Origin of the sequence: Mesobacillus maritimus (assembly GCF_023715205.1) — a bacterium.
GTDB classification, from domain to species: Bacteria; Bacillota; Bacilli; order Bacillales; family Cytobacillaceae; genus Mesobacillus_B; species Mesobacillus_B maritimus_C.
In genome coordinates this window covers 117,795-136,717 of sequence record NZ_JAMBNR010000014.1, presented here as the reverse complement: position 1 = coordinate 136,717, position 18,923 = coordinate 117,795, and the positions used below count along the sequence as shown (strand labels likewise).

Below are 18,923 nucleotides of genomic sequence, written 5' to 3'. Positions count from 1 at the left end.
CCCAGATATTTGCTTTTGAAAGAAATACACCATCGCGATATCTTCAATATCTTTCCCAACCTAAGCGTTTAAAGATATAGCCCAGCGAATGAAAGACCCTTTCCAAATTCTGTTTTCAAACTTTGTTTACTGACCATACAAACTTTGATAAAATTGTAATTAGAGATTAAAGTAAGCGCTTTCTATAATTAGCTGTACATATTGAATAGAATGGGAGGAAACAAAAATGGGGAAAATGAATGAGTTGGCACACCGTAGAGCGAGCAAAACCATAAAACTAGTAGATGCATCAGGGACTCCAGTTAAAGGAAAGGAAGTCATCTTTAAACAGACTAACCATCAATTCTTATTTGGGTGTGGATTGTTTGAAGCAGTTGAGGTAGCAAATAGAAATGTGCCAGAAGACAGACTGGCCTTTTTAGAACAAGGAGTGGACCAATTCTTAGAAATCTTTAACTTTGCGACTCTTCCATTCTATTGGGAAAATTTCGAGCCTGAAAAAGGGAAACCAAGAACAAGAGAATTAAAGGCAGCTGCCCAGTGGTTGAAAGACCGAAACATTGTTGTAAAAGGACATCCCCTTTGCTGGCACACGTTAACGGCTCCATGGCTATTGGATATGAGCAATGAGGAAATTCTCAAAGCACAATTTGCGAGAATTGAACGGGATGTTTCTGACTTCAAAGGCTTAATCGATATGTGGGATGTGATCAATGAAGTGGTCATCATGCCGATCTTTGATAAATATGACAATGGAATCACAAGAATTTCCAATGACCTCGGCCGGGTTGGAATCATTAAAGAAATGTTTGCAAAAACACGTGAATTCAATCCAGAAGCAACTCTTTTATTAAATGACTTTAATACTTCGATCAACTATGAAATCTTAATTGATGGATGTTTACAAGCAGGCATTCCAATTGATGCAATTGGGATCCAGTCCCATCAACATCAAGGATATTGGGGGCGTGAAAAACTAGAAGAAGTGTTAGAGCGTTTCTCACAATTCGGTCTACCGATTCACTTTACGGAAAACACATTAACGTCTGGCCACCTTATGCCACCAGAAATCGTCGACCTGAATGACTATCAGCCAATCGATTGGCCTTCTACCCCAGAATTCGAAGCACGTCAGGCAAAAGAAGTGGAAGAAATGTATTCCATTCTATTTAAACATAAACTTGTAAAAGGAATTACATCCTGGTCCTTCAGTGACGACGGCGCTTGGCTAGGTGCCCCTGCCGGATTCATTCGGAAAGACAATAGTCCAAAACCAGCTTATGACGTATTGAAGAAACTCATAAAAGGGAACTGGTTCACAAATGTAACGCAGATCACCGATGACCACGGAATCGTCTCATTTGAAGGTTTCCTTGGTGAGTATGATCTTATTTGTGATGGTAAAAAGGTAAGCTTTCATCTAAATGAAGAATCCGATACGGCATTGATGGTCCTTACTGAAAAGCGAATTGGAAGTAGGATCATGTAGCGTTTATGGTAAGGTTTAGCTGATAGGAGGTTAAAAAAGTGAAAAATAAAACTAGAATCATTCTTACCCTGATAGGTAGTTTTCTTGTTTTTGCTTTTGGTATGTTTAGAATACTTACAGAATCACTTTCTTCAGCACCTATGTTTGTAGCTTATGTTTTCGCCATTACTGGGTTTATTGGAATCGTTGTAAACGGAGTAGTTCTAAGAAAAGCACAATCTAATTAGACAAACCAGACGTGCGATTTTTGATTCATTTGAAATGAATACTGCATTTAAAACCATTATGAAAGAACATTGAAAATAACAGTAAAAGGAGCTTGGATCTTCAAGCTCCTTTTGGTATGTATTGGAATGATTTGTGCAAGGAAAGCACCCGTTAATTTAAGTGTAAGTTTTGACAATATATATTTCATTTGCACTTTCGTATTCATTCATATAAAAAAGGCAAGCATCATAGATTGCTTACCTTCCTCTTATAACAAGTGAGTTTAGATGATCCCTTAAGAAAGACTCCATTCTAAGGCTAAGGAAACCTTCTTCACAAAATTTTTAATTTAGCATCCATCTTTTCAGAATCGAATGTAGTTTAGAGTTAAATGAACCACTAATTTTATTCTGGCCGATTGATTAATTCATTTCTATCCTCCGTTTGCGGTGGTTCTTCATACCATCCGTTCTTAAACATAATTTCAAGTCCTTCTTGAGCGTAAAAATAGACATCTTTGGCAAGCAAGGCTGTTTTCATGGTTATATCATTTCTTAACGTGAAAAATGTTCCAAAACTACTTCCAACCATACTAAAACCATTTAGGTAGTTTATAAGCATCATCATCAATTTATCAGAAAATGGGGCGACTGTTGAATTTGTAACGGTACTTCCAGAAGTTGCCGAAAATTGAATATCGTTTTTTAAAAGTAATTCTTGAAATGTCTTTATATGCTTTTTGGAAAGTTCTTTTCCCTTTTCAAAATACTTTCTAGCCTCTTTATTCTTTGCACATTGGGCAAATCCGGTAATGAGTTGCATTCCTACATTGTTTGCTTCAATTCCAAGATGGATGATCCCAACCTCAACAGCATTTAATGGCCTTTTCTCACTAAATGGTTTAAACCCTCTCATGTACCTTTTACTTTCAATAAATTCAGTTGTTTTAGGCATCGTCATAATTGGCGGTCGAGTAAGAATCCCTCTTTTAAGCAAATAAAGGGTTGCTAATTTATACACCTTATGTGTAACCGTAGCCAAACCTTCATAAATGGTCATCACATCTTTACGGTACGCCATATTCATATCGATTGAGTACATTCCCATACTAATCTCTTTCAATACACGGAGCATCAGTACATCAAATCCATTGCCGTATAAGTTGGGTGCATCTAAATGAACATCTTCCTCCGTAAATCCCTTTGGAATGACTGCACCTTCACCTTTAAAAACCTCTTTCATTAACTCAACATAATAATCAAGTTCCTGCCACGCCATGCCCATAATATTCTTTGCTTCTTGGTCATCGGATTTTTTCAAGAAGTATTCTAAAATTCTTAATATCATTGTTTTTTCTTGGTATGTAATCCAAAGTGTTCCTAATTCAGAAGCACTTAACGGTTCTTTAAGCTTCATATCTTTTCCTCCATTAGTTTACGATTTCTAACGTTTTCTTTTCTATAATAGGCAATAACGCCTATAATAAAACCAACAAGGAGGAATTATTTTGTTATTCTCAAAAGCTAGGAAATTATAGGATTTGAACAAAAGAATGGAGTTTTCTTTTCAGACTTTAAAAGAAAGTATTTTTAAAAATGTAGTAAAAAAGGAACGGATATTACGCTGGCTTTTTACTATTGCACCCGGTAATTTTAAGTACACTTTTTTCAACCTATGAAGAAGCTACGAATTGTTGACGGAACACTACTTTACCAGATGAATTTTAGGTTAATTGTTTGTTTAGATTTGCAAGAATGGAAGGCAATTCCGCCAAATCATCAAGGATATAATCTGCATCGACATGATTCCAATAAAGATCTCTCTTCCAAATTCCTTTCATCCCAACATTTTGGGCTGCTTTCACATCATTCTCAGGATGGTCACCAACATATATAGTTTCATAAGGGGAAACATTAAGCCTTCCCAAGGCTCTATTAAAAATTTCGGGATCAGGTTTTTTTATCCCTTCCCATTCAGAGACTAGGATGGTTTGAAAATACTTTTCGATTCCTAAAGCCTTTATATTCTCCATTTGAAATTGTCCCAGTCCATTTGTAATCATCCCTAAGATAAGGTTATTATTTTTCAACTCATCTAACATTCGATAAAGATTCGGAAAAGGGACGCAGTTATTATTGAATTGGTTTATATAATCTTGAAGGAAGTCTTGCCAAGTTACCCCGGTAATAGCTAATTCCTCCGTTAGTTGTTGATATACTTGATCTTTCCAAACGTAACCACGTTGATCGAGTTCTATAAATCGAGTAATATATTGCTCTTTAGCTATATGGTTCACCCACTTATTGAATCTTTCATATTGGTTCTCAATAAATCTCTTTACCGATTCGTCCCTATCCAATAAAGTCCCATCTAAATCAAAGATGACAGCCTTAATCATCTGTAACCAACTCCCCGAATACAGTTTTTCTTTTCACTCTTTATGAGTAAAAACACCTGCTATGCTCACCTGCACGTTAGTCGAAAAACTAATTTAAAGAAAACACCTATTTGTTTCTATTCGTTTCCAGAATAAGAGATATGAAAAGGAGCACGGAAAGAAAATCATATATACATTCCCTACCCTCTTAATGAAATTAGATATGGATTTTTTACATATAAACATATGAGAAAGGTTATTCTATTTGTTAAAAGCTAGGCGCAATAACCCAGACGGGCAAAGTTTTTCTGTCCATCTGAATAATAGGAGTTTATTGCTTAATTGAAAATATACAAAAAAACGAGGTTCGTATGAAATTACAAAATGACAAGTTTTCAAATAAAAGTTTATCGATCCTAGCCTGGAAATTGTCAATTGGCTCTGCTTTATCTTGGGAAGTGGCCAAACTTTTAGGTTCCGACCATCCTTATTTAGCTCCGCTTTCTGTGATCCTAACGATTCAATCAACAATTGATAAAACGGTAAGTCTTTCAATAAAACGGTTTATTGGCACCGTTATCGGGATTTTGGTTACCGTTATGTTAGCAAGACATTTAACCGTTAGTGGTTGGGGCTTAGGAATATTAATTCTTTTAGGTTGTTACATCTCCATATTTTTGAAATTGGATAAAAAAATTCTTCATCAAGTTTCACTTACGATTCTGTTTGTTTATGTTTTTGAACATCAATCAAAACAGTATGCCACAGATAGGTTGAGAGACACGCTAATCGGTATATTGATTTCCGGGATTATCCAATTACTTTTTTTTCGGCTCACTTCGCGAAAAACTTAATTTCGGTAAGGGCATGATGGTTCAAAAATAGATTTACGCTCTCCTTTATAAAGAATTTCATTACGGTCGAGAAGATCCTGACATTTAAGAAAAAAATTATTTAGCTCTTAATCCATTTTATTAAATATTCTTCCTCAAGGGTCTGCTCATTTAATAATCTCTCTTTTTTTCAAATTCATTTTCTAAATAAAAATGAACAGCGTTTTCAATTTTATTGTACATTTTTAATCGGATATTTTCCCTTTGTTCTTTTATAAAATTTAGTAAGACTTTTCCATAACCTTTGACTTGATGCTCCATTTGTCGAATATGCCCCTAAATTAACGGGTTTGTGGTGAAGATTTCCCTCGTTATGAGACAATAAATAGTAAAAATCATACTTATTACTCAGAACTTGTCACACTCTTTTACATAAGATAAATTATGGGATTAGGGATCCCATTCCACTACTCGTTTTCTTTTAATGCATACATCTTTTGACTTCACTATTTGTGAGGTCTTTTTTACTACTTAATTTACACTTAGGTTCTACTGTGTCATAATCTGTTAACCTGTTTAGCAAATGGTAGTTAGGTAAGACTATTTAGTAATAGTTTAAAGACGAGGAATGAATAAAACGTATGTTGTTCTTAATCTTCTCTGTTATTGTCTTTATTTTCGTTGCGTTATTCGTCCCAAAGAAACTACCTAGAAACGAGTTGTACGCAATCGCTTTATTCTCTATTGTGTTTGGTCTTGTTACTGATATCGTTTTAGACCTCAAATACAATCTTTACGGATATTTTTACCCTGGAGTAGATTTCGCTGGTTTCTTGCCAATTATGTTCCTTTTTCCTTCTTCAGGCGTATTATTTATGAACTACTATCCTTTTAAAAAATCAATCAGAAATCAAATAATATATCTATTAGGGTGGACGATCTTTTCCCTGTTTTTTGAGTATCTCTCCATTGTATCTGGATATTTTTATTACAACGGTTGGAACCTTTGGATATCTGCGATTATTTATCCATTTTTACTATTAATCCAGCTTCTTCACCTCAAAATTTATAGGGTTTATCAAGGAAAAAATTACCTCAAAAAAGAGACTAGGTGAACTTATTAGCATCTCTTCGACGTTTTCAAAGGAATTTTTGTCACATTTTGGACAAAAATTCCATTTAGTCAATCCCAATAATTTGGTAAAATGTTTTTGTCTTGAAAAAAAGCAAGGAGAAGGTCTTTGTGGAAACTACCATACAAAAAACAGTTTTAAAACCCCGTGAGCTTTTAAGTTATATTGAATTTTTGAGAAAACAACTTATTAAGACGGGATTAACTTACGGGTTTAATGATTATCGGACTATGCAAACTAGTCAGGAGCTGGATTTTTATATATATGAGTACCAAAAAATAACTGCTTAGAAAGCGAATCTCATTACTGCGGAATTAAGTTCAAAATGCGACATAAAGTTGATTTTATTACACTAAACTGCCCTGTTACTTCAATAAGGAATATGCGTTTGCTGTTCTTGTATAAACGCACCCAGTTACTTTAAGTACATTTTTTCACTCAAATAGATGTTATTTGAAATGCGTAGTACACTGTAAATTTATTGAATCCTTCATCATTACCGGCGTATATTGGGCTTACTGGTATTAAAGCACTTTCTTCATCCGTTAATCGATTAAAAGCTACCATCTCAATTGGCAGCTGGTCTCGGTCTTGGATACAGAATAAAAAGAAACGACTCCTAAAACCCTAAATAATACAAAAACCCCTAAAATCCCGAAAATAAGATGTTTAATTGATTTCTTCATCATTTTCCTCCCCTTTATAAATGACTGCCATAGGAATTCTTCATAAAAATATCATTACCTTATTAAACATCCCTGTTTTTAAACTTAAATAACTTTCAATACGAAAAGCGTTAATCCTTCGTGTTTTAACCCAGCTTAACTGAAACGAGTTCGTTATACTTACAGCAAGCTATTTTACATTTTCTAATTGGGGTAAAATATGGGTAGGAAGAATTTTTTTACGGGGGAATGAAAATGAAGATTTTGTTTGATGAGACATTTACTTCAAATGACGGAAAGCAAAAAAGCAGAAATATTTGGTATGGATATGCTGATATTTCTGTTGAGGGTATGTATGGAAAATCCATTAAGCTGACTGAAGACTTTATGGATCAACTATGCGAAATCATAAAAAAAGACTTATCTACGAATAAAGGAAATGCACCGACAGAAACGAACTGGTACTTCTATGGAAGTGCTGTAACTCAGGACGCTATTGGAGACAATATCCGACCAACCATTATGGTTCGCGAGAAATCTGGTATGTTTATAACGAATTTTAATATCAGTGACCACGATTTTGCCGTAAATATTGATGCCATTCTGCTGTTTAAGGCGAATCTTGAAAAACGTTTAGCGAGTCATTGATGAGGAATACCAGTATAAGCATTTTCAAACTATATGAGGGAATGATTTCATATGAAAAAGTTTGAGAAAAAGGAGCCATTTAAAAACGACTTTGTCATTCGTACAAAGCCGTTTTTTTTACTTTAATCGTATGTACTAACCTTGAGATCCTTCAGTGTAAAATTGGAAGGTTACACCAAATTTATCTTTAATGACCCCGTAAGCAGGACTAAAACTTGTTTCTGAAAGTGGCATTTCAACTTGTCCGCCATCTTGTAATGCATCAAACACCTGGCGAGCTTTGTCTGCATTGTCAAACGTAATACAAATGGTTACCAGGTTTCCCTCTTGAGCTGGTTGACCAGGGAAGGTATCTGAAAACATAATGACTGACTCTCCAACCCTGATTGTAGCGTGTGCAACAAGGTCTTTTGCATCCTCAGGTAAAGGAAAATCTGGGGAAGAAGGCATTTCACCAAATGTAATAACTCCTAAAGTTTCTGCATGAAATACCTTTTCGTAAAATCCAATTGCTTCTCTTGTATTTCCGTTCAACTGCAAATAAGGAATAAATTGCATTTTTTTCAGCTCCTCTGATAAAATTTGGAATTGTCCTCCAAATTTATTATAACCAACAAGAGCGTAAATCACACCGAATTTCTGATAATTCAAATTATTAGTTACCAGGCCACCCTAGGTAATTTTGTTTCACAACATCATCATCTCATACAAATCGATTTTAGCTCTTTTTCCATCCCATTAAAAATTCTTCCTCAAGGGTCTGTTCATCTCGTAATTTCTCTATTATCTCAAATTCATTTTCTAAATAAAAATGAACAGCATGATCATTTTTCTTGTACACTTTTAATTGGATATTTTCTCTATGTTCTTTCATAAAACTTAGTAATGCTTTTCCATATCCTTTGCCTTGGTGCTTCACATCAATAAAAAATGCAGCCAAATAGTGATCGACCATGGATAGGAAGCCGACAACCTCTTCTCCATTACTGACAACATAGGTTTCAGACATGGGGATATATTTTTCTTCCATCTCCTTTCGCTGTGATTTCCAATAATCTTTATCAATAAAGTCGTGTGCTAGTAAGGATCCTTCGTACCATATATCTACTAATCTATTTACTTCTGTTTCCTTGTTTTTTCGAATATTCATGTTTCCACCCTTTCAAAAGATAGCACTGATCATTCACTATTCAAAGAAAGCACAGTTCAAATCGTTTTATACCATTATATGCCTGATTGTTGAACACAAGTTAAACATTGATCTTAAACTCTGCCACGTTCGCACAAATAGAAAAGCCACATAAATGACCGCTCTGCTTTTTAACTCTTGCCCCCGTTAGTTCTATAAATAGAATAAATCTCCCTTATTCTTTTTGTTATTATTTCACTGCAAACCTAAAATGGAGCTTTCGGTCACTGGTATTGGCCTGCTGTACCTAAAGGCATTCCCTTCTCAAGCCTGCACAACACTATAAAAAATTCATTTACAAAAAAGAGGATCGCCTCGCCCTAAGACCTTTCTACAGAAACTCCCTTGAATAAACAAACAAGTTTAGGGCAATTTATCTTTATTACAGTACTACCCCGAGGTGACAGAAATGACCTTCATCCTCAAAATTCTTGTCCTCTATCTTGCGACGATTGTGATTATGAGGTTAATGGGAAAGTCGACAATCATTCAAATGACTCCCTATGATTTGGTGGCAATTATTATTGTTGGGACGGTGGCCGCGGAACCGCTAATCTCCACTGAGTTTTATCCATCGATTTCGACGCTGGGTGTTCTCATCATTTTCCACATCTTGTTTTCAAAGGCGACCCTGTGGCAATGGGGAAACCGCTTCTTCCTCGGTGAGCCGACGATTTTAATTAAGCACGGGGAAATTGTAGAGGACAATATGGAGAAATCCCGGTTGTCCTATGCCCAGCTGCTTTCAATCCTCCGCAGCAAAGGCTACCCTAAGCTCTCAGATATTGAGTATGCCCTGCTCGAGCCGATTGGCGAAGTCAGCGTAATTCCAAAGGCGGAAAATACTCCTGTCACCGTCCAGCATCTGCAGATTCCGATTAAAGACGAAGGACTGCCGATTGCCGTGCTTGTCGACGGACGTATTCAGCACCGTAACCTGAAATTGCTAGGTAAATCCAAAGAATGGCTGATGGAGCACCTTGCTAATCAAGATGTGAAGGTCAAGGATATTCTCTTGGCATATGTCGATGAAAAGACATTAAAAATCAATATCCATCAGCGGGATGTGGAATAGGTTGGATGGGTCGACTGCTTGAGTGGACTTTTTTCCACCCTATTTTATATTTAAGGCCATTTTTGCTCCTTAGAAAAGACTTAGCAGCTTATTTTCATTATCTTGACATGGCTTTTTGGAGCATCCATTCTATTGATCTTATTAAAAATCGTGGTAATTTCTTAAAAAAAAAGAGCTAGAAGCTCTTTTTTAACATGAAGTTATTTAACACTAATGAATTAATGATGCTCTCAAGTTACTAACATCATTTTCCAAATATCCCTTTAAACAAGTTAACATATATACCCAACCTTCTTTTTGTCCTAGCATTTTGTTTACTATTTCAGGGTCGTCTTCATTAAAACCTGATTCGTTCACCTCAATAATTGTACTCGCATTACCCAACTCTTTTAGTGTAATTGTAACAACCGTTTCTTCATCAGATTCTCCACCCCATGAAAACATGATTTTCTTATTTTCCTCGACTTCTAATACATGTATAGTACCTTCAGCTTCGTATTCATCATATCTCAATATAACGGACTTGCCTTGTTCCCATCTTTCGGAACTCGATGAGAACCAAAAATTCCCGATTTTTTCAGGGTCTACTATCGCTTCAAACACCTCATTAGTTGGCTTATGTATTTTAAATTTTGTAGTTACTTGAGTATCCATAACAAAATCAACTCTCTCTCAGAATATTTATTCCTTCTTTGATTTGTCTCTATGGGAATCTCCCTTACCTTCTATTGTTTTTATTATACGAACCTGCTCGTTCGTTTAAGGGTACCACTTCACAAAGTTACATCGATTTTACCAAATTTACATTGAAAATTTTCTAACTCACCTTTCATTTTCTATCATATAGAGCACCTCCGAGAACAAAAGTACTCTATACATACGAATCATTGAACTCCTTGTTATTTTTTCCCGCTAACCTCGATAATATTTAAACCCTCGTCTGCCCCTGGTGCTTCAAAAAATTTAGTCACATGAATGAACACCTCTTCCGTGTCAAAAGCTGCTCTTTCGGGTTGTTCGTTGCGCCTTAGTGCAATTTGACGTAAGCATTGCTCGTTAGTTAGATTAAGGAAAATTAGTTGATGGCTTGCATTGACTTCAGATGCCATGTCCAAAAACCACTTTCGCAGTTTTTGAGTGTTAGCAGGAAAATCCATTACTACGTTTGTACCGACACTTAATATGTTTTGAACATGCTTTTTCACCAACAGCTTAAGCTGCGCTGAGAATTTTAGATAGTCCTCAAAGGATTCAATCTGATTGGGATAAAGAGACGAAAGCCATTCATCCTCAGACAATAGTACCGCATGTTTATCGATCGCCAATTGTTTTGCTTTCGTTGATTTCCCCGCTCCCATTTTCCCACACAAAAAGTATAGCGTCCCCAATTGTTTCATTTTTTTTACCCCTCGCGCTTATTTAGTATAAACTTTTACTTCGTTTCGTTCCCGTAAACATTCTCCTCTTATTTCCTATTTAGACGGTAAGATTTATATCTAATTTACTTATTCTACCAATTCTGTTTATATTCGTTCTTTTACAAACCTGCTCGTTAGTACAATTAAAATACCGAAAAAATGACAGCTTCGTTCTTCACCTCTTGCACCTGTTACTTTAAGTACATGCCTTCACAATACGTAATAGTGTTACATAAACGGTGACCGCCTGATCCGTAAGGGTTAGATCCTAGATCGGAATATCCTTAAATTCTTTTTATTAAAGGCTTCTTTCAATAAAGATTAATTGATCTATGATTCCATTCCAAAGACCGTTTATAAGATGAGACAAAGAGCTTACAAACTAAGTAGGAAACGTAGCTAAAAACTTCTTTCGCGTTAAAATCGGCTTTAGAATTTCAACAACCAACTTTACGAAAACAGCCTTAATAAATCATTCATTCGGATATCTGTTTTTGTTTCCTCATTGAAAATACCCTCCTACTTTTCCAACAATTTTTGAAATGTGTTGGATATCCAACATTTCTACGAATGTATTGGTGTTCTTCCATTATCTAATCCCCTAAACTAGCATTAAGAGCAAACAGAAACTCCCCAGAATACAAATTAAACTTCAGGTTTGCAGCAATCTTACAAAGAATTAGGAGGAAATTCACATGGTTAAAATCGGAATTATTACTGGAAGTACAAGAGATTCTAGGGTAAACACACAGGTTGCAGAATGGGTAAAATCGATAGCGGACCAGAGAGAAGATGCTACATTTGAGCTAGTCGATATTAAGGAGTATCACCTTCCAAGATATAACGAATCCGTTCCAGCGATTTTTACAAAAGACTATCAAACACCAGAAGCGAAACCTTGGTCTGAGAAAATTGACTCCCTTGATGGATTTGTTTTTGTACTAGCTGAATACAACAAAGGGATTACATCTGGACTGAAAGATGCCATCGATTATTTGTATCAAGAATGGAATAACAAAGCAGCTGGTATTGTTAGCTACGGTTCCACACTAGGCGTTTCAGCAGCAAACGACTTACGCTTAATCTTATCCGTGCCAAAGGTTGCAACAGTTGGAACACATGTAGGGATGAGCCTATTCACTGATTTTGAAAATATGAGTACATTTAACCCAGCTCCATTCCATAAAGATACGCTAGAAAAGTTACTTGATGAAGTGGTTTCTTGGTCAACAGCCTTAAAAACAATCCGTACAGAAAAGAGTGAAGTGATACTATGACAAACAATAATTTGATCTGTGATTTAGAAACAGGTGTATGTGGTGTTGCAGGGGACAATGAAATGGAGATCATTGATTTGAACCAAACAAGTAAAAAGATCGATTTATATTATGTAACCGATCCAATTTGTTCCCATTGCTGGGCAATAGAACCAACACTTCGCCGGTTTATGAAGCAGTATGGACAATATTTCAACTTCAAAACCGTCATGGGTGGCTTATTAGAAAAATGGCATGGTGGTCCTGTAGATCCTGCTAACGGCATTCACGGACCTGCTGATGTTGCAGGTCACTGGAGAGAAGTTGGCGAACATTCTCGCATGCCGATTGATGGTTCGTTAATGATTGACAATCCAGTTCAGTCCTCTTTTCCACCATCACGTGTTTATAAAATCATTCAAAAACATCATGGTGAGGAAAAAGCATTCGAATTCCTACGTCGTGCAAGAGAAAACCTGTTTGTTTTCAATAAAAACATTGGTGAGGCACCTGTCCTATTAGAAATCGTGAATGCAATGGAACTAGATGGTGAAAGAATTGTAAAAGAAGCGAACGAACAAACTGGTCACGAGTTATTAAATGAAGACTTCATCCTAACTAGAAATCTTGGTGCTAGAGGGTTCCCTACTATTATCATGGTAAATGAAGAAAATAAAGGTGTTAAAATCGTAGGTGGTCGTCCTTTCGATCATTATGTCGCTGGTTTAACCCAAGCTCTAGGTGAAGACCCAATTCCGAAACAACAACCTGCATTATCAACTTTACTTGAGGAAGAAAAACTCCTTTTCGCTAAAGAAATTGAAGGAATGTATGATGTTGAAAAATCGGATATTCACGCTTTTGTTGAAAAAGAGCTTTCGCCAAACTCATACCAAGTGAAGGAAATTCTAGGGGAATCCTACTTTACTTCTCTAAAATAACAATCGAGCATGGCAATGGCACCGATTAGAAAGGGAGTAGCTCAATGGCTACTCCCTTTCTATTTTAATTCTATTTCCTGCTTCCACGATCCTGCTTTTCTTCGCACAATAAGAAAAGCCGCCATAAATGACAGCTCTTCTCTTCAACTCTTGCACCCGTTCATTTAAGACCTTTTCACAAGTAGTTCGGTAGTCGCACTAGGAAGAAGCTACGTTTTGTTGAAGGATTACCACTTTACCGGAGTTCTGTATATTGATTTTATGTTTATTGACTATCGCTAAATGATTCTGCTTGGTAACACAAGGAGCGACCGTTCCGGTCCTTCCCTTTCACCACCTCATAATCCGCCAAAACGTCTCTTCCGCTGTTGATATTCTTCGACCGCCTGAAGAAACTCCTTCTCGGAGAAATCCGGCCAAAGGACATCGGTAAACCAGAACTCAGTGTATGCGAGCTGCCAAAGCAGAAAGTTACTTAAGCGCTTTTCACCCCCAGTGCGAATAAGCAAGTCAGGGTCTGGCATACCGGCTGTATACAGGTATTCTGAAACCTGCTGGTCATCTAGTTCATCCAGCGACAAATTCGCACCGTTTAGATCAGCGAGCATCTTTTTCATGGCATTTATAATCTCGTGTCTGCCTCCGTAGTTGAGTGCAAAATTAAGCTGAAGACCGTCATTATCCCGGGTGCGCTCCATTGCATATCGTATGGCTTCACGTGTATGGGCCGGAAGATGTTCTGTCTCACCAATTGTTTCAATGCGTATGTTATGAGCCATAAGATCTGGTAAATATAGATGCAGAAACTCCTTCGGAAGTCTCAAGATCGTATCGACCTCGGTCTTCGGACGTTTCCAGTTTTCCGTGGAAAACGTATAAAGGGTCAAAACCTTCACCTTGCATTTGACTGCCGCCTTAGCAATCTTCACGACGGTAGAGATCCCTTCTTTATGGCCCGTAACTCTAGCCTTTCCCCGCTTTTGCGCCCAGCGTCCATTACCGTCCATAATAATAGCGATATGATTTGGTTTATTTCCCTCCAAATAACGGAAGGATTCCTCCGATGGTTTATTAGTGAAAAAAGGGATGTTCATTGAATTTTCCTCCTCCCAACATGTTATTTTCCTCCATTCCCTCCCTATCCAATTCAGGAAAGTAATCGGGGATCCGGTCACAGTATAGATTCAGATGATGAATAGATTTAAAAGAGTCCATTTTAATAGAGATGACTAATTCACATTTAAATTTTTTATCTTAGTGGAATTTTTCTTCTTAACCTGTTTTAACGTGGCTACAATCAGAAAACTAACGATCACTAATAAAAGCCATGAACTCACCTTTCCTAAATGAACTAGATTCCAGGCATCCGTTTGGTTTGGATATTCCCAAGCCCCCAAAAACGTTGCGATATTTTCAGCAATCCAGATAAAAAAGCCAATGAGTACAAAAGATAATGCAAGTGGCATTCGATAAAAAGTACCATTCACTTCGTAAATGACCCATGACTTCCAAAAGACGATGATAACCAGACCAGATAACCACCAACGAATGTCCATCCAATAATGGTGCGTAAAAAAATTTAAATAGATTGCAGCTGCAAGAGGGACAATGACCATAAATGGTGGCCACTTAACTAGTTCAACCTTCATCCTCCTCCAGGCCTGGCAAAGATAACTTGCTACACTTGCATACATGAATCCACTATACAAGGGCACTCCAAATAGTTTGAAATATCCCTCCTCTGGATAAGACCATGAGCCCATATGTGTTTTGAAAATTTCAAGCGCAAGTCCAATCAGGTGGAAAACGGTGATTACCTTAAGTTCATCACGTGTTTCAAGACCAGTATGTACCATCCACCACTGCATCAAAAGGAAGATGATGAGTAGCCAGTCATACCGTGGCAGTAAGGGAAGTGGCAAAATTTTAGTCATAGCCAAAGAGAGAAAAATAACGCCAGGGAACAAACAGGATATTACCTGCACCCACCCAAAATGAATAAGTTGTTTTATAGGTCTCATGATTTGTACAAAGCAAAGGTTCAAGCGCTTCCTCTTGCAAGCGGGAGAAGCGTACCTTTTATCCTCCATAATTAATGCTTTCATTACTTCTGTCAGCTACCTTTAAAAAGAATGTTGATCTTCGTTTCATCATAAAGAACACCTCACATATTTATTGTGAGTTGAATTTAACATATATTTTATCGTTTTACAATAAAATATTATTGATTTTGATTAAAATATTATTGTTTGTTGATTATCATTTTGATTTTAGACAAAATAAAAAGCATTCCTCATTACAGCGGAATACTTATAGAATTCATTCACATCTTCAACTAATACTTCAATATCAGGCTCTTTTAAGTTTTAACTATCGTTTAAAACAAACTCAGTACTTCCATCAGCAAACGCTAAACTTACCATTGCAGAACCGTCCGTTTGGTAAGAGAGAATCTATTCACTTGCTCCAAAAGTATTCGACAGAATGCTCAAAGTTAGGTGTGTAAAGTGAAATCACTTGAATTTGTTTTATATTCCCTTTAATGATCAAAATACCTTATTTCCATTTAATTAAGAAATTCATTTACAAAAAAGAGGATCGTCTAGCCCTACGACCTTTCCACAGAAACCCACTTGAATAAACACACAAGTTTAGGGAAATTTATCTTTATTACAGTACTCCCCCGAGGTGACAGAAATGACCTTCATCCTCAGAATTCTTGTCCTCTATCTTGCGACAATTGTGATTATGAGGTTAATGGGAAAGTCGACGATCATTCAGATGACTCCCTATGATTTAGTGGCGATCATTATTGTTGGGACGGTGGCCGCAGAACCGCTGATCTCCACTGAGTTTTATCCAACGATTTCGACGCTGGCTGTTCTCATCATTTTCCACATCTTGTTTTCAAAGGCGACCTTGTGGCAATGGGGAAACCGCTTCTTCCTCGGTGAGCCGACGATTTTAATTAAGCACGGGGAAATTGTGGAGGACAATATGGAGAAATCCCGTTTGTCTTATGCCCAGCTGCTGTCAATTCTCCGCAGCAAAGGTTACCCTAAGCTCTCGGATATTGAGTATGCCCTGCTCGAGCCGATTGGCGAAGTCAGCGTGATTCCAAAGGCGGAAAATACCCCTGTCACCGTCCAGCATTTGAAGATTCCGATCAAAGACGAAGGACTACCGATTAGCGTGATTGTCGACGGGCGAATTCAGCACCGCAATCTGAAATTGCTTGGCAAATCCAAAGAATGGCTGATGGAGCACCTTGATAACCAAGATGTGAAGGTCAAGGATATTCTCTTGGCTTATGTCGATGAAAAAAATTAAAAATCAATATCCATCGGCGGGATGAGGAATAGGTTGGATGGTCGACTGCATGAGTGGACTTATTTCCACCCTATTTTTTATTTAGGGCCTTTTGCTACTCCTTAGAAATGGCTTAGCAGCTTATTTTATTATCTTGACATGGCTTTTTTTCATTAAGTGAGGCTGCGTTAATCTTTCGTTTGAATGAATTTGTTAAGGTGTATGGTTTCTCTAAAGCGTATAGAATATCGGCTATCTTCCTGTGAATCTGGCTTAGAATGATGTTGCGAGGTTTGATATTGACGTTGTTTACATATCTTAAATTTTTAAAACTTCAGCTAATAATGTTCGATGGTTGAGTTTTTTCGTTCGCATATGGAACTGATACAAAATAACAAACCAAGTTTTGTTCTCTTCTTTAATTAACCTGCCCCGTTAGCACAATAAAAAGCTGCCACAATGACAGCTCCGCTCTTCAACTCTTGCCCCCGATAACACTAATGGATTAATGATGCTCTCAAGTCACTAACATCATTTTCCAAAAATCCCTTTAAACAAGTTAACATATATACCCAACCTTCTTTTTGTCCTAGCATTTTGTTTACTATTTCAGGGTCGTCTTCATTAAGACCTGATTCGTTCACCTCAATAATTGTACTCGCATTATCCAACTCTTTTAGTGTAATTGTAACAACCGTTTCTTCATCAGATTCTCCACCCCACGAAAACACAATTTTTTTATTTTCCTCGATTTCCAATACATTTATAGCCCCTTCTGCTTCGTATTCATCATATCTCAATATCACGGACTTGCCTTGTTCCCATCTATTGGAACTCGATGAGAACCAAAAATTCCCGATTTTTACAGGGTCTACTATCGCTTCAAACACCTCATTAGTTGGTTTATGTATTTTAATTTTCGTAGTTACTTGAGTATCCATAACAAAATCAACTCTCTTTCAGAATATTTATTACTTCTTCCATTATACCCAATGGTAATCTCCCCTTTACTTCTACCGTTTTTATTTTACTAACCTGCCTAGCACAATAAATTCAATTTTATAATAGTCCCCTTTATCCCGTACAACATTGATTCTTTCTCTATTGCTTGTAGACCATTTATTTCAGGAGTAGCATCCTAATGCGAGTCATCTGCTTTTTTACTTATCATAAAGTCGTGTGCTAGTAACGGACAGGTTAGTTGAACAAGGAATTAAGGAGCTAAAAGAATCGATTTCATAATCTTGAAATAAAGGCTGATGATACATGAAATCTACTGTTTATTTATCCGAAAATTCTTTTATTTTTTGACTATTATAGTTGTCAAAATGAAAAGGATGGTTTACTATATTTTTGAGGTGATAAAATGAAAACTCGGCTCAAGGAATTACGTGCAAGGGACGGTCTTAATCAAACGGAGTTAGCCAAAAGAGCAAGAATTTCTCGGCAAACAGTCAGTTTAATTGAGAGAAATGAATATATGCCATCCTTACTGATTGCTTTAAGAATTGCGAATGTATTTCAAGAACCAATTGAAAATGTATTTATTTTTAGTGAGGAGGAATTGTCTTGAAAATATTAATGATCTATCTTATCTTTTTTGTATATGGGTTGTATAAATTGTTTTTTGGTTCCGAACAACTATTACTTCAAGCAAATCTACTGATGATTTCTAATTTAGTGGTTATTATTTGTTTAATGTTCGCTCGTTTTAACGTACATAAAGCCGAAAAAAGTAGCGTAATAAAAGTAGATATAAAAGTAGAAGATACTCATCAAGTCTCATTAGAAAGAATGGCTTATACTGCTTTAACCTCTATTCAAGTTGCCCTTTCTTTATCTTTTACTGCCTCCCTCGTAGGATTTTTACTGTTGAGAGATACCCAACCAGATATTGTTCTCTGGAGTCTTATATTATTGGTGGTTTCGTTTTTAAGTTTATTTCCAAGTGAAAAAATGATTAGGATTACAAATCCTAATTTTAATTTTCCTAATCCTCAATCAAAAAACTATGAACAAGAATTTTTTAATCAATTTGATGATGGTGAAAAGTATGTAATGCTAAAAGGTTTGTATAAGCTATATTCACTTGTAACTTGGGGGCTTGTTCTTTTAGCATTTATCTTGATGTTTTATTCTGCCTTTACAGGTGATTCACAATTAGTTAGCATTATTGGCATTGGTGTATTGCTACTACTAATCCAAGTAAGCTATACAATTAGTTTAAAACCAAGTAATTAAGAATCGAATAGGATGCTTTTAGACATTCTTTATAGTTGCTTATGGGGCGTTAGTTGAGTAGCGGAGACAGCAAAAAAACTGTCTCTTTAATATTGTTAGCAACAATCTTTACGAACAGAGCCTAATAAAAAAGCTTCACATA

22 protein-coding genes are annotated in these 18,923 nt (G+C 36.5%); 12 read left to right on the top strand and 10 right to left on the bottom strand.

Annotated elements, in window-relative coordinates:
* Positions 1 to 226: 226 nt before the first annotated feature.
* Together M3182_RS19195 and M3182_RS19190 are read left to right on the top strand one after the other, a co-directional pair.
* The gene (locus M3182_RS19195; RefSeq protein ID WP_251559656.1) at positions 227 to 1,489 is read left to right on the top strand and encodes an endo-1,4-beta-xylanase; all 1,263 of its coding nucleotides are present in this window, start codon (positions 227 to 229) and stop codon (positions 1,487 to 1,489) included.
* Between the two features lie 38 nt (positions 1,490 to 1,527).
* A complete protein-coding gene (locus M3182_RS19190) occupies positions 1,528 to 1,716 on the top strand; it encodes a hypothetical protein (protein ID WP_251436643.1) in 189 nt (62 codons plus the stop codon).
* Between the two features lie 385 nt (positions 1,717 to 2,101).
* Here the strand turns inward: M3182_RS19190 and M3182_RS19185 are convergent, their stop codons facing one another.
* Positions 2,102 to 3,112, bottom strand: coding sequence for a DUF3231 family protein (locus M3182_RS19185; RefSeq protein WP_251436640.1), 1,011 nt, complete (start codon positions 3,110 to 3,112; stop codon positions 2,102 to 2,104).
* A 307-nt stretch (positions 3,113 to 3,419) separates the two neighbouring features.
* Positions 3,420 to 4,094, bottom strand: coding sequence for an HAD family hydrolase (locus M3182_RS19180; protein WP_251559654.1), 675 nt, complete (start codon positions 4,092 to 4,094; stop codon positions 3,420 to 3,422).
* Between the two features lie 350 nt (positions 4,095 to 4,444).
* On the opposite strand from M3182_RS19180, the gene M3182_RS19175 reads away from it, so the two are divergent.
* Positions 4,445 to 4,927: an FUSC family protein gene (locus tag M3182_RS19175; protein WP_251436622.1), complete on the top strand. Its 483-nt coding sequence runs from the start codon at positions 4,445 to 4,447 to the stop codon at positions 4,925 to 4,927.
* A 150-nt stretch (positions 4,928 to 5,077) separates the two neighbouring features.
* Here M3182_RS19175 and M3182_RS19170 read toward each other — a convergent pair whose 3' ends face one another.
* Entirely contained in the window at positions 5,078 to 5,227 is a 150-nt protein-coding gene (locus M3182_RS19170) for a hypothetical protein (protein ID WP_251436620.1), read from the bottom strand.
* A 320-nt stretch (positions 5,228 to 5,547) separates the two neighbouring features.
* Between M3182_RS19170 and M3182_RS26245 the strand changes: the two genes are divergently transcribed.
* From M3182_RS26245 to M3182_RS19165, 3 genes are all read left to right on the top strand, one after another.
* On the top strand, positions 5,548 to 6,021 hold the full coding sequence (locus tag M3182_RS26245; protein ID WP_285868840.1) for a CBO0543 family protein: 474 nt from the start codon (positions 5,548 to 5,550) through the stop codon (positions 6,019 to 6,021).
* A 128-nt stretch (positions 6,022 to 6,149) separates the two neighbouring features.
* Positions 6,150 to 6,329, top strand: a complete 180-nt coding sequence (locus M3182_RS26525) for a Spo0E family sporulation regulatory protein-aspartic acid phosphatase (protein WP_432806725.1) — start codon at positions 6,150 to 6,152, stop codon at positions 6,327 to 6,329.
* Positions 6,330 to 6,959: 630 nt separating this feature from the next.
* Entirely contained in the window at positions 6,960 to 7,352 is a 393-nt protein-coding gene (locus M3182_RS19165) for a hypothetical protein (protein ID WP_251559652.1), read from the top strand.
* A gap of 135 nt (positions 7,353 to 7,487) precedes the next feature.
* Here the strand turns inward: M3182_RS19165 and M3182_RS19160 are convergent, their stop codons facing one another.
* Both M3182_RS19160 and M3182_RS19155 read right to left on the bottom strand, forming a co-directional pair.
* Positions 7,488 to 7,910 carry a VOC family protein gene (locus M3182_RS19160; RefSeq protein WP_251559685.1) on the bottom strand — a complete coding sequence of 141 codons (423 nt, stop codon included), beginning with the start codon at positions 7,908 to 7,910 and terminating at the stop codon, positions 7,488 to 7,490.
* 160 nt (positions 7,911 to 8,070) lie between these two features.
* Positions 8,071 to 8,502 (bottom strand): GNAT family N-acetyltransferase, encoded by a 432-nt coding sequence (locus M3182_RS19155; protein WP_251559650.1) that lies wholly within the window; start codon positions 8,500 to 8,502, stop codon positions 8,071 to 8,073.
* 448 nt (positions 8,503 to 8,950) lie between these two features.
* On the opposite strand from M3182_RS19155, the gene M3182_RS19150 reads away from it, so the two are divergent.
* Complete coding sequence (locus M3182_RS19150; RefSeq protein WP_251436612.1) at positions 8,951 to 9,616, top strand: DUF421 domain-containing protein; 666 nt, start codon at positions 8,951 to 8,953, stop codon at positions 9,614 to 9,616.
* Positions 9,617 to 9,826: 210 nt separating this feature from the next.
* Here the strand turns inward: M3182_RS19150 and M3182_RS19145 are convergent, their stop codons facing one another.
* On the bottom strand, positions 9,827 to 10,270 hold the full coding sequence (locus tag M3182_RS19145) for an SRPBCC family protein (RefSeq protein ID WP_251559648.1): 444 nt from the start codon (positions 10,268 to 10,270) through the stop codon (positions 9,827 to 9,829).
* Between the two features lie 245 nt (positions 10,271 to 10,515).
* Positions 10,516 to 11,013, bottom strand: a complete 498-nt coding sequence (locus tag M3182_RS19140; RefSeq protein WP_251559646.1) for a P-loop nucleotide/nucleoside kinase family protein — start codon at positions 11,011 to 11,013, stop codon at positions 10,516 to 10,518.
* 716 nt (positions 11,014 to 11,729) lie between these two features.
* Between M3182_RS19140 and M3182_RS19135 the strand changes: the two genes are divergently transcribed.
* Positions 11,730 to 12,311 carry an NADPH-dependent FMN reductase gene (locus M3182_RS19135; protein WP_251559644.1) on the top strand — a complete coding sequence of 194 codons (582 nt, stop codon included), beginning with the start codon at positions 11,730 to 11,732 and terminating at the stop codon, positions 12,309 to 12,311.
* Complete coding sequence (locus M3182_RS19130) at positions 12,308 to 13,231, top strand: DsbA family protein (protein WP_251559642.1); 924 nt, start codon at positions 12,308 to 12,310, stop codon at positions 13,229 to 13,231. The genes M3182_RS19135 and M3182_RS19130 overlap by 4 nt, the downstream gene beginning before the upstream one ends.
* 338 nt (positions 13,232 to 13,569) lie before the next feature.
* Here M3182_RS19130 and uppS read toward each other — a convergent pair whose 3' ends face one another.
* Positions 13,570 to 14,325, bottom strand: coding sequence for an undecaprenyl pyrophosphate synthase (gene uppS / locus M3182_RS19125; protein ID WP_251559640.1), 756 nt, complete (start codon positions 14,323 to 14,325; stop codon positions 13,570 to 13,572).
* 135 nt (positions 14,326 to 14,460) lie between these two features.
* Positions 14,461 to 15,252: a DUF817 domain-containing protein gene (locus tag M3182_RS19120; protein ID WP_251559683.1), complete on the bottom strand. Its 792-nt coding sequence runs from the start codon at positions 15,250 to 15,252 to the stop codon at positions 14,461 to 14,463.
* 736 nt (positions 15,253 to 15,988) lie between these two features.
* Here M3182_RS19120 and M3182_RS19115 point away from each other — a divergent pair.
* A complete protein-coding gene (locus M3182_RS19115) occupies positions 15,989 to 16,561 on the top strand; it encodes a DUF421 domain-containing protein (RefSeq protein WP_251559638.1) in 573 nt (190 codons plus the stop codon).
* Positions 16,562 to 17,037: 476 nt separating this feature from the next.
* On the opposite strand, the gene M3182_RS19110 is transcribed toward M3182_RS19115, so the two are convergent.
* Positions 17,038 to 17,481 carry an SRPBCC family protein gene (locus M3182_RS19110; RefSeq protein ID WP_251559636.1) on the bottom strand — a complete coding sequence of 148 codons (444 nt, stop codon included), beginning with the start codon at positions 17,479 to 17,481 and terminating at the stop codon, positions 17,038 to 17,040.
* Positions 17,482 to 17,906: 425 nt separating this feature from the next.
* Here M3182_RS19110 and M3182_RS19105 point away from each other — a divergent pair, with 425 nt between their 5' ends.
* Positions 17,907 to 18,113 carry a helix-turn-helix transcriptional regulator gene (locus M3182_RS19105; protein WP_251559634.1) on the top strand — a complete coding sequence of 69 codons (207 nt, stop codon included), beginning with the start codon at positions 17,907 to 17,909 and terminating at the stop codon, positions 18,111 to 18,113.
* On the top strand, positions 18,110 to 18,781 hold the full coding sequence (locus M3182_RS19100) for a DUF3169 family protein (RefSeq protein WP_251559632.1): 672 nt from the start codon (positions 18,110 to 18,112) through the stop codon (positions 18,779 to 18,781). Before M3182_RS19105 ends, M3182_RS19100 begins: the two co-directional genes overlap by 4 nt.
* The last annotated feature ends 142 nt before the right edge of the window (positions 18,782 to 18,923 follow it).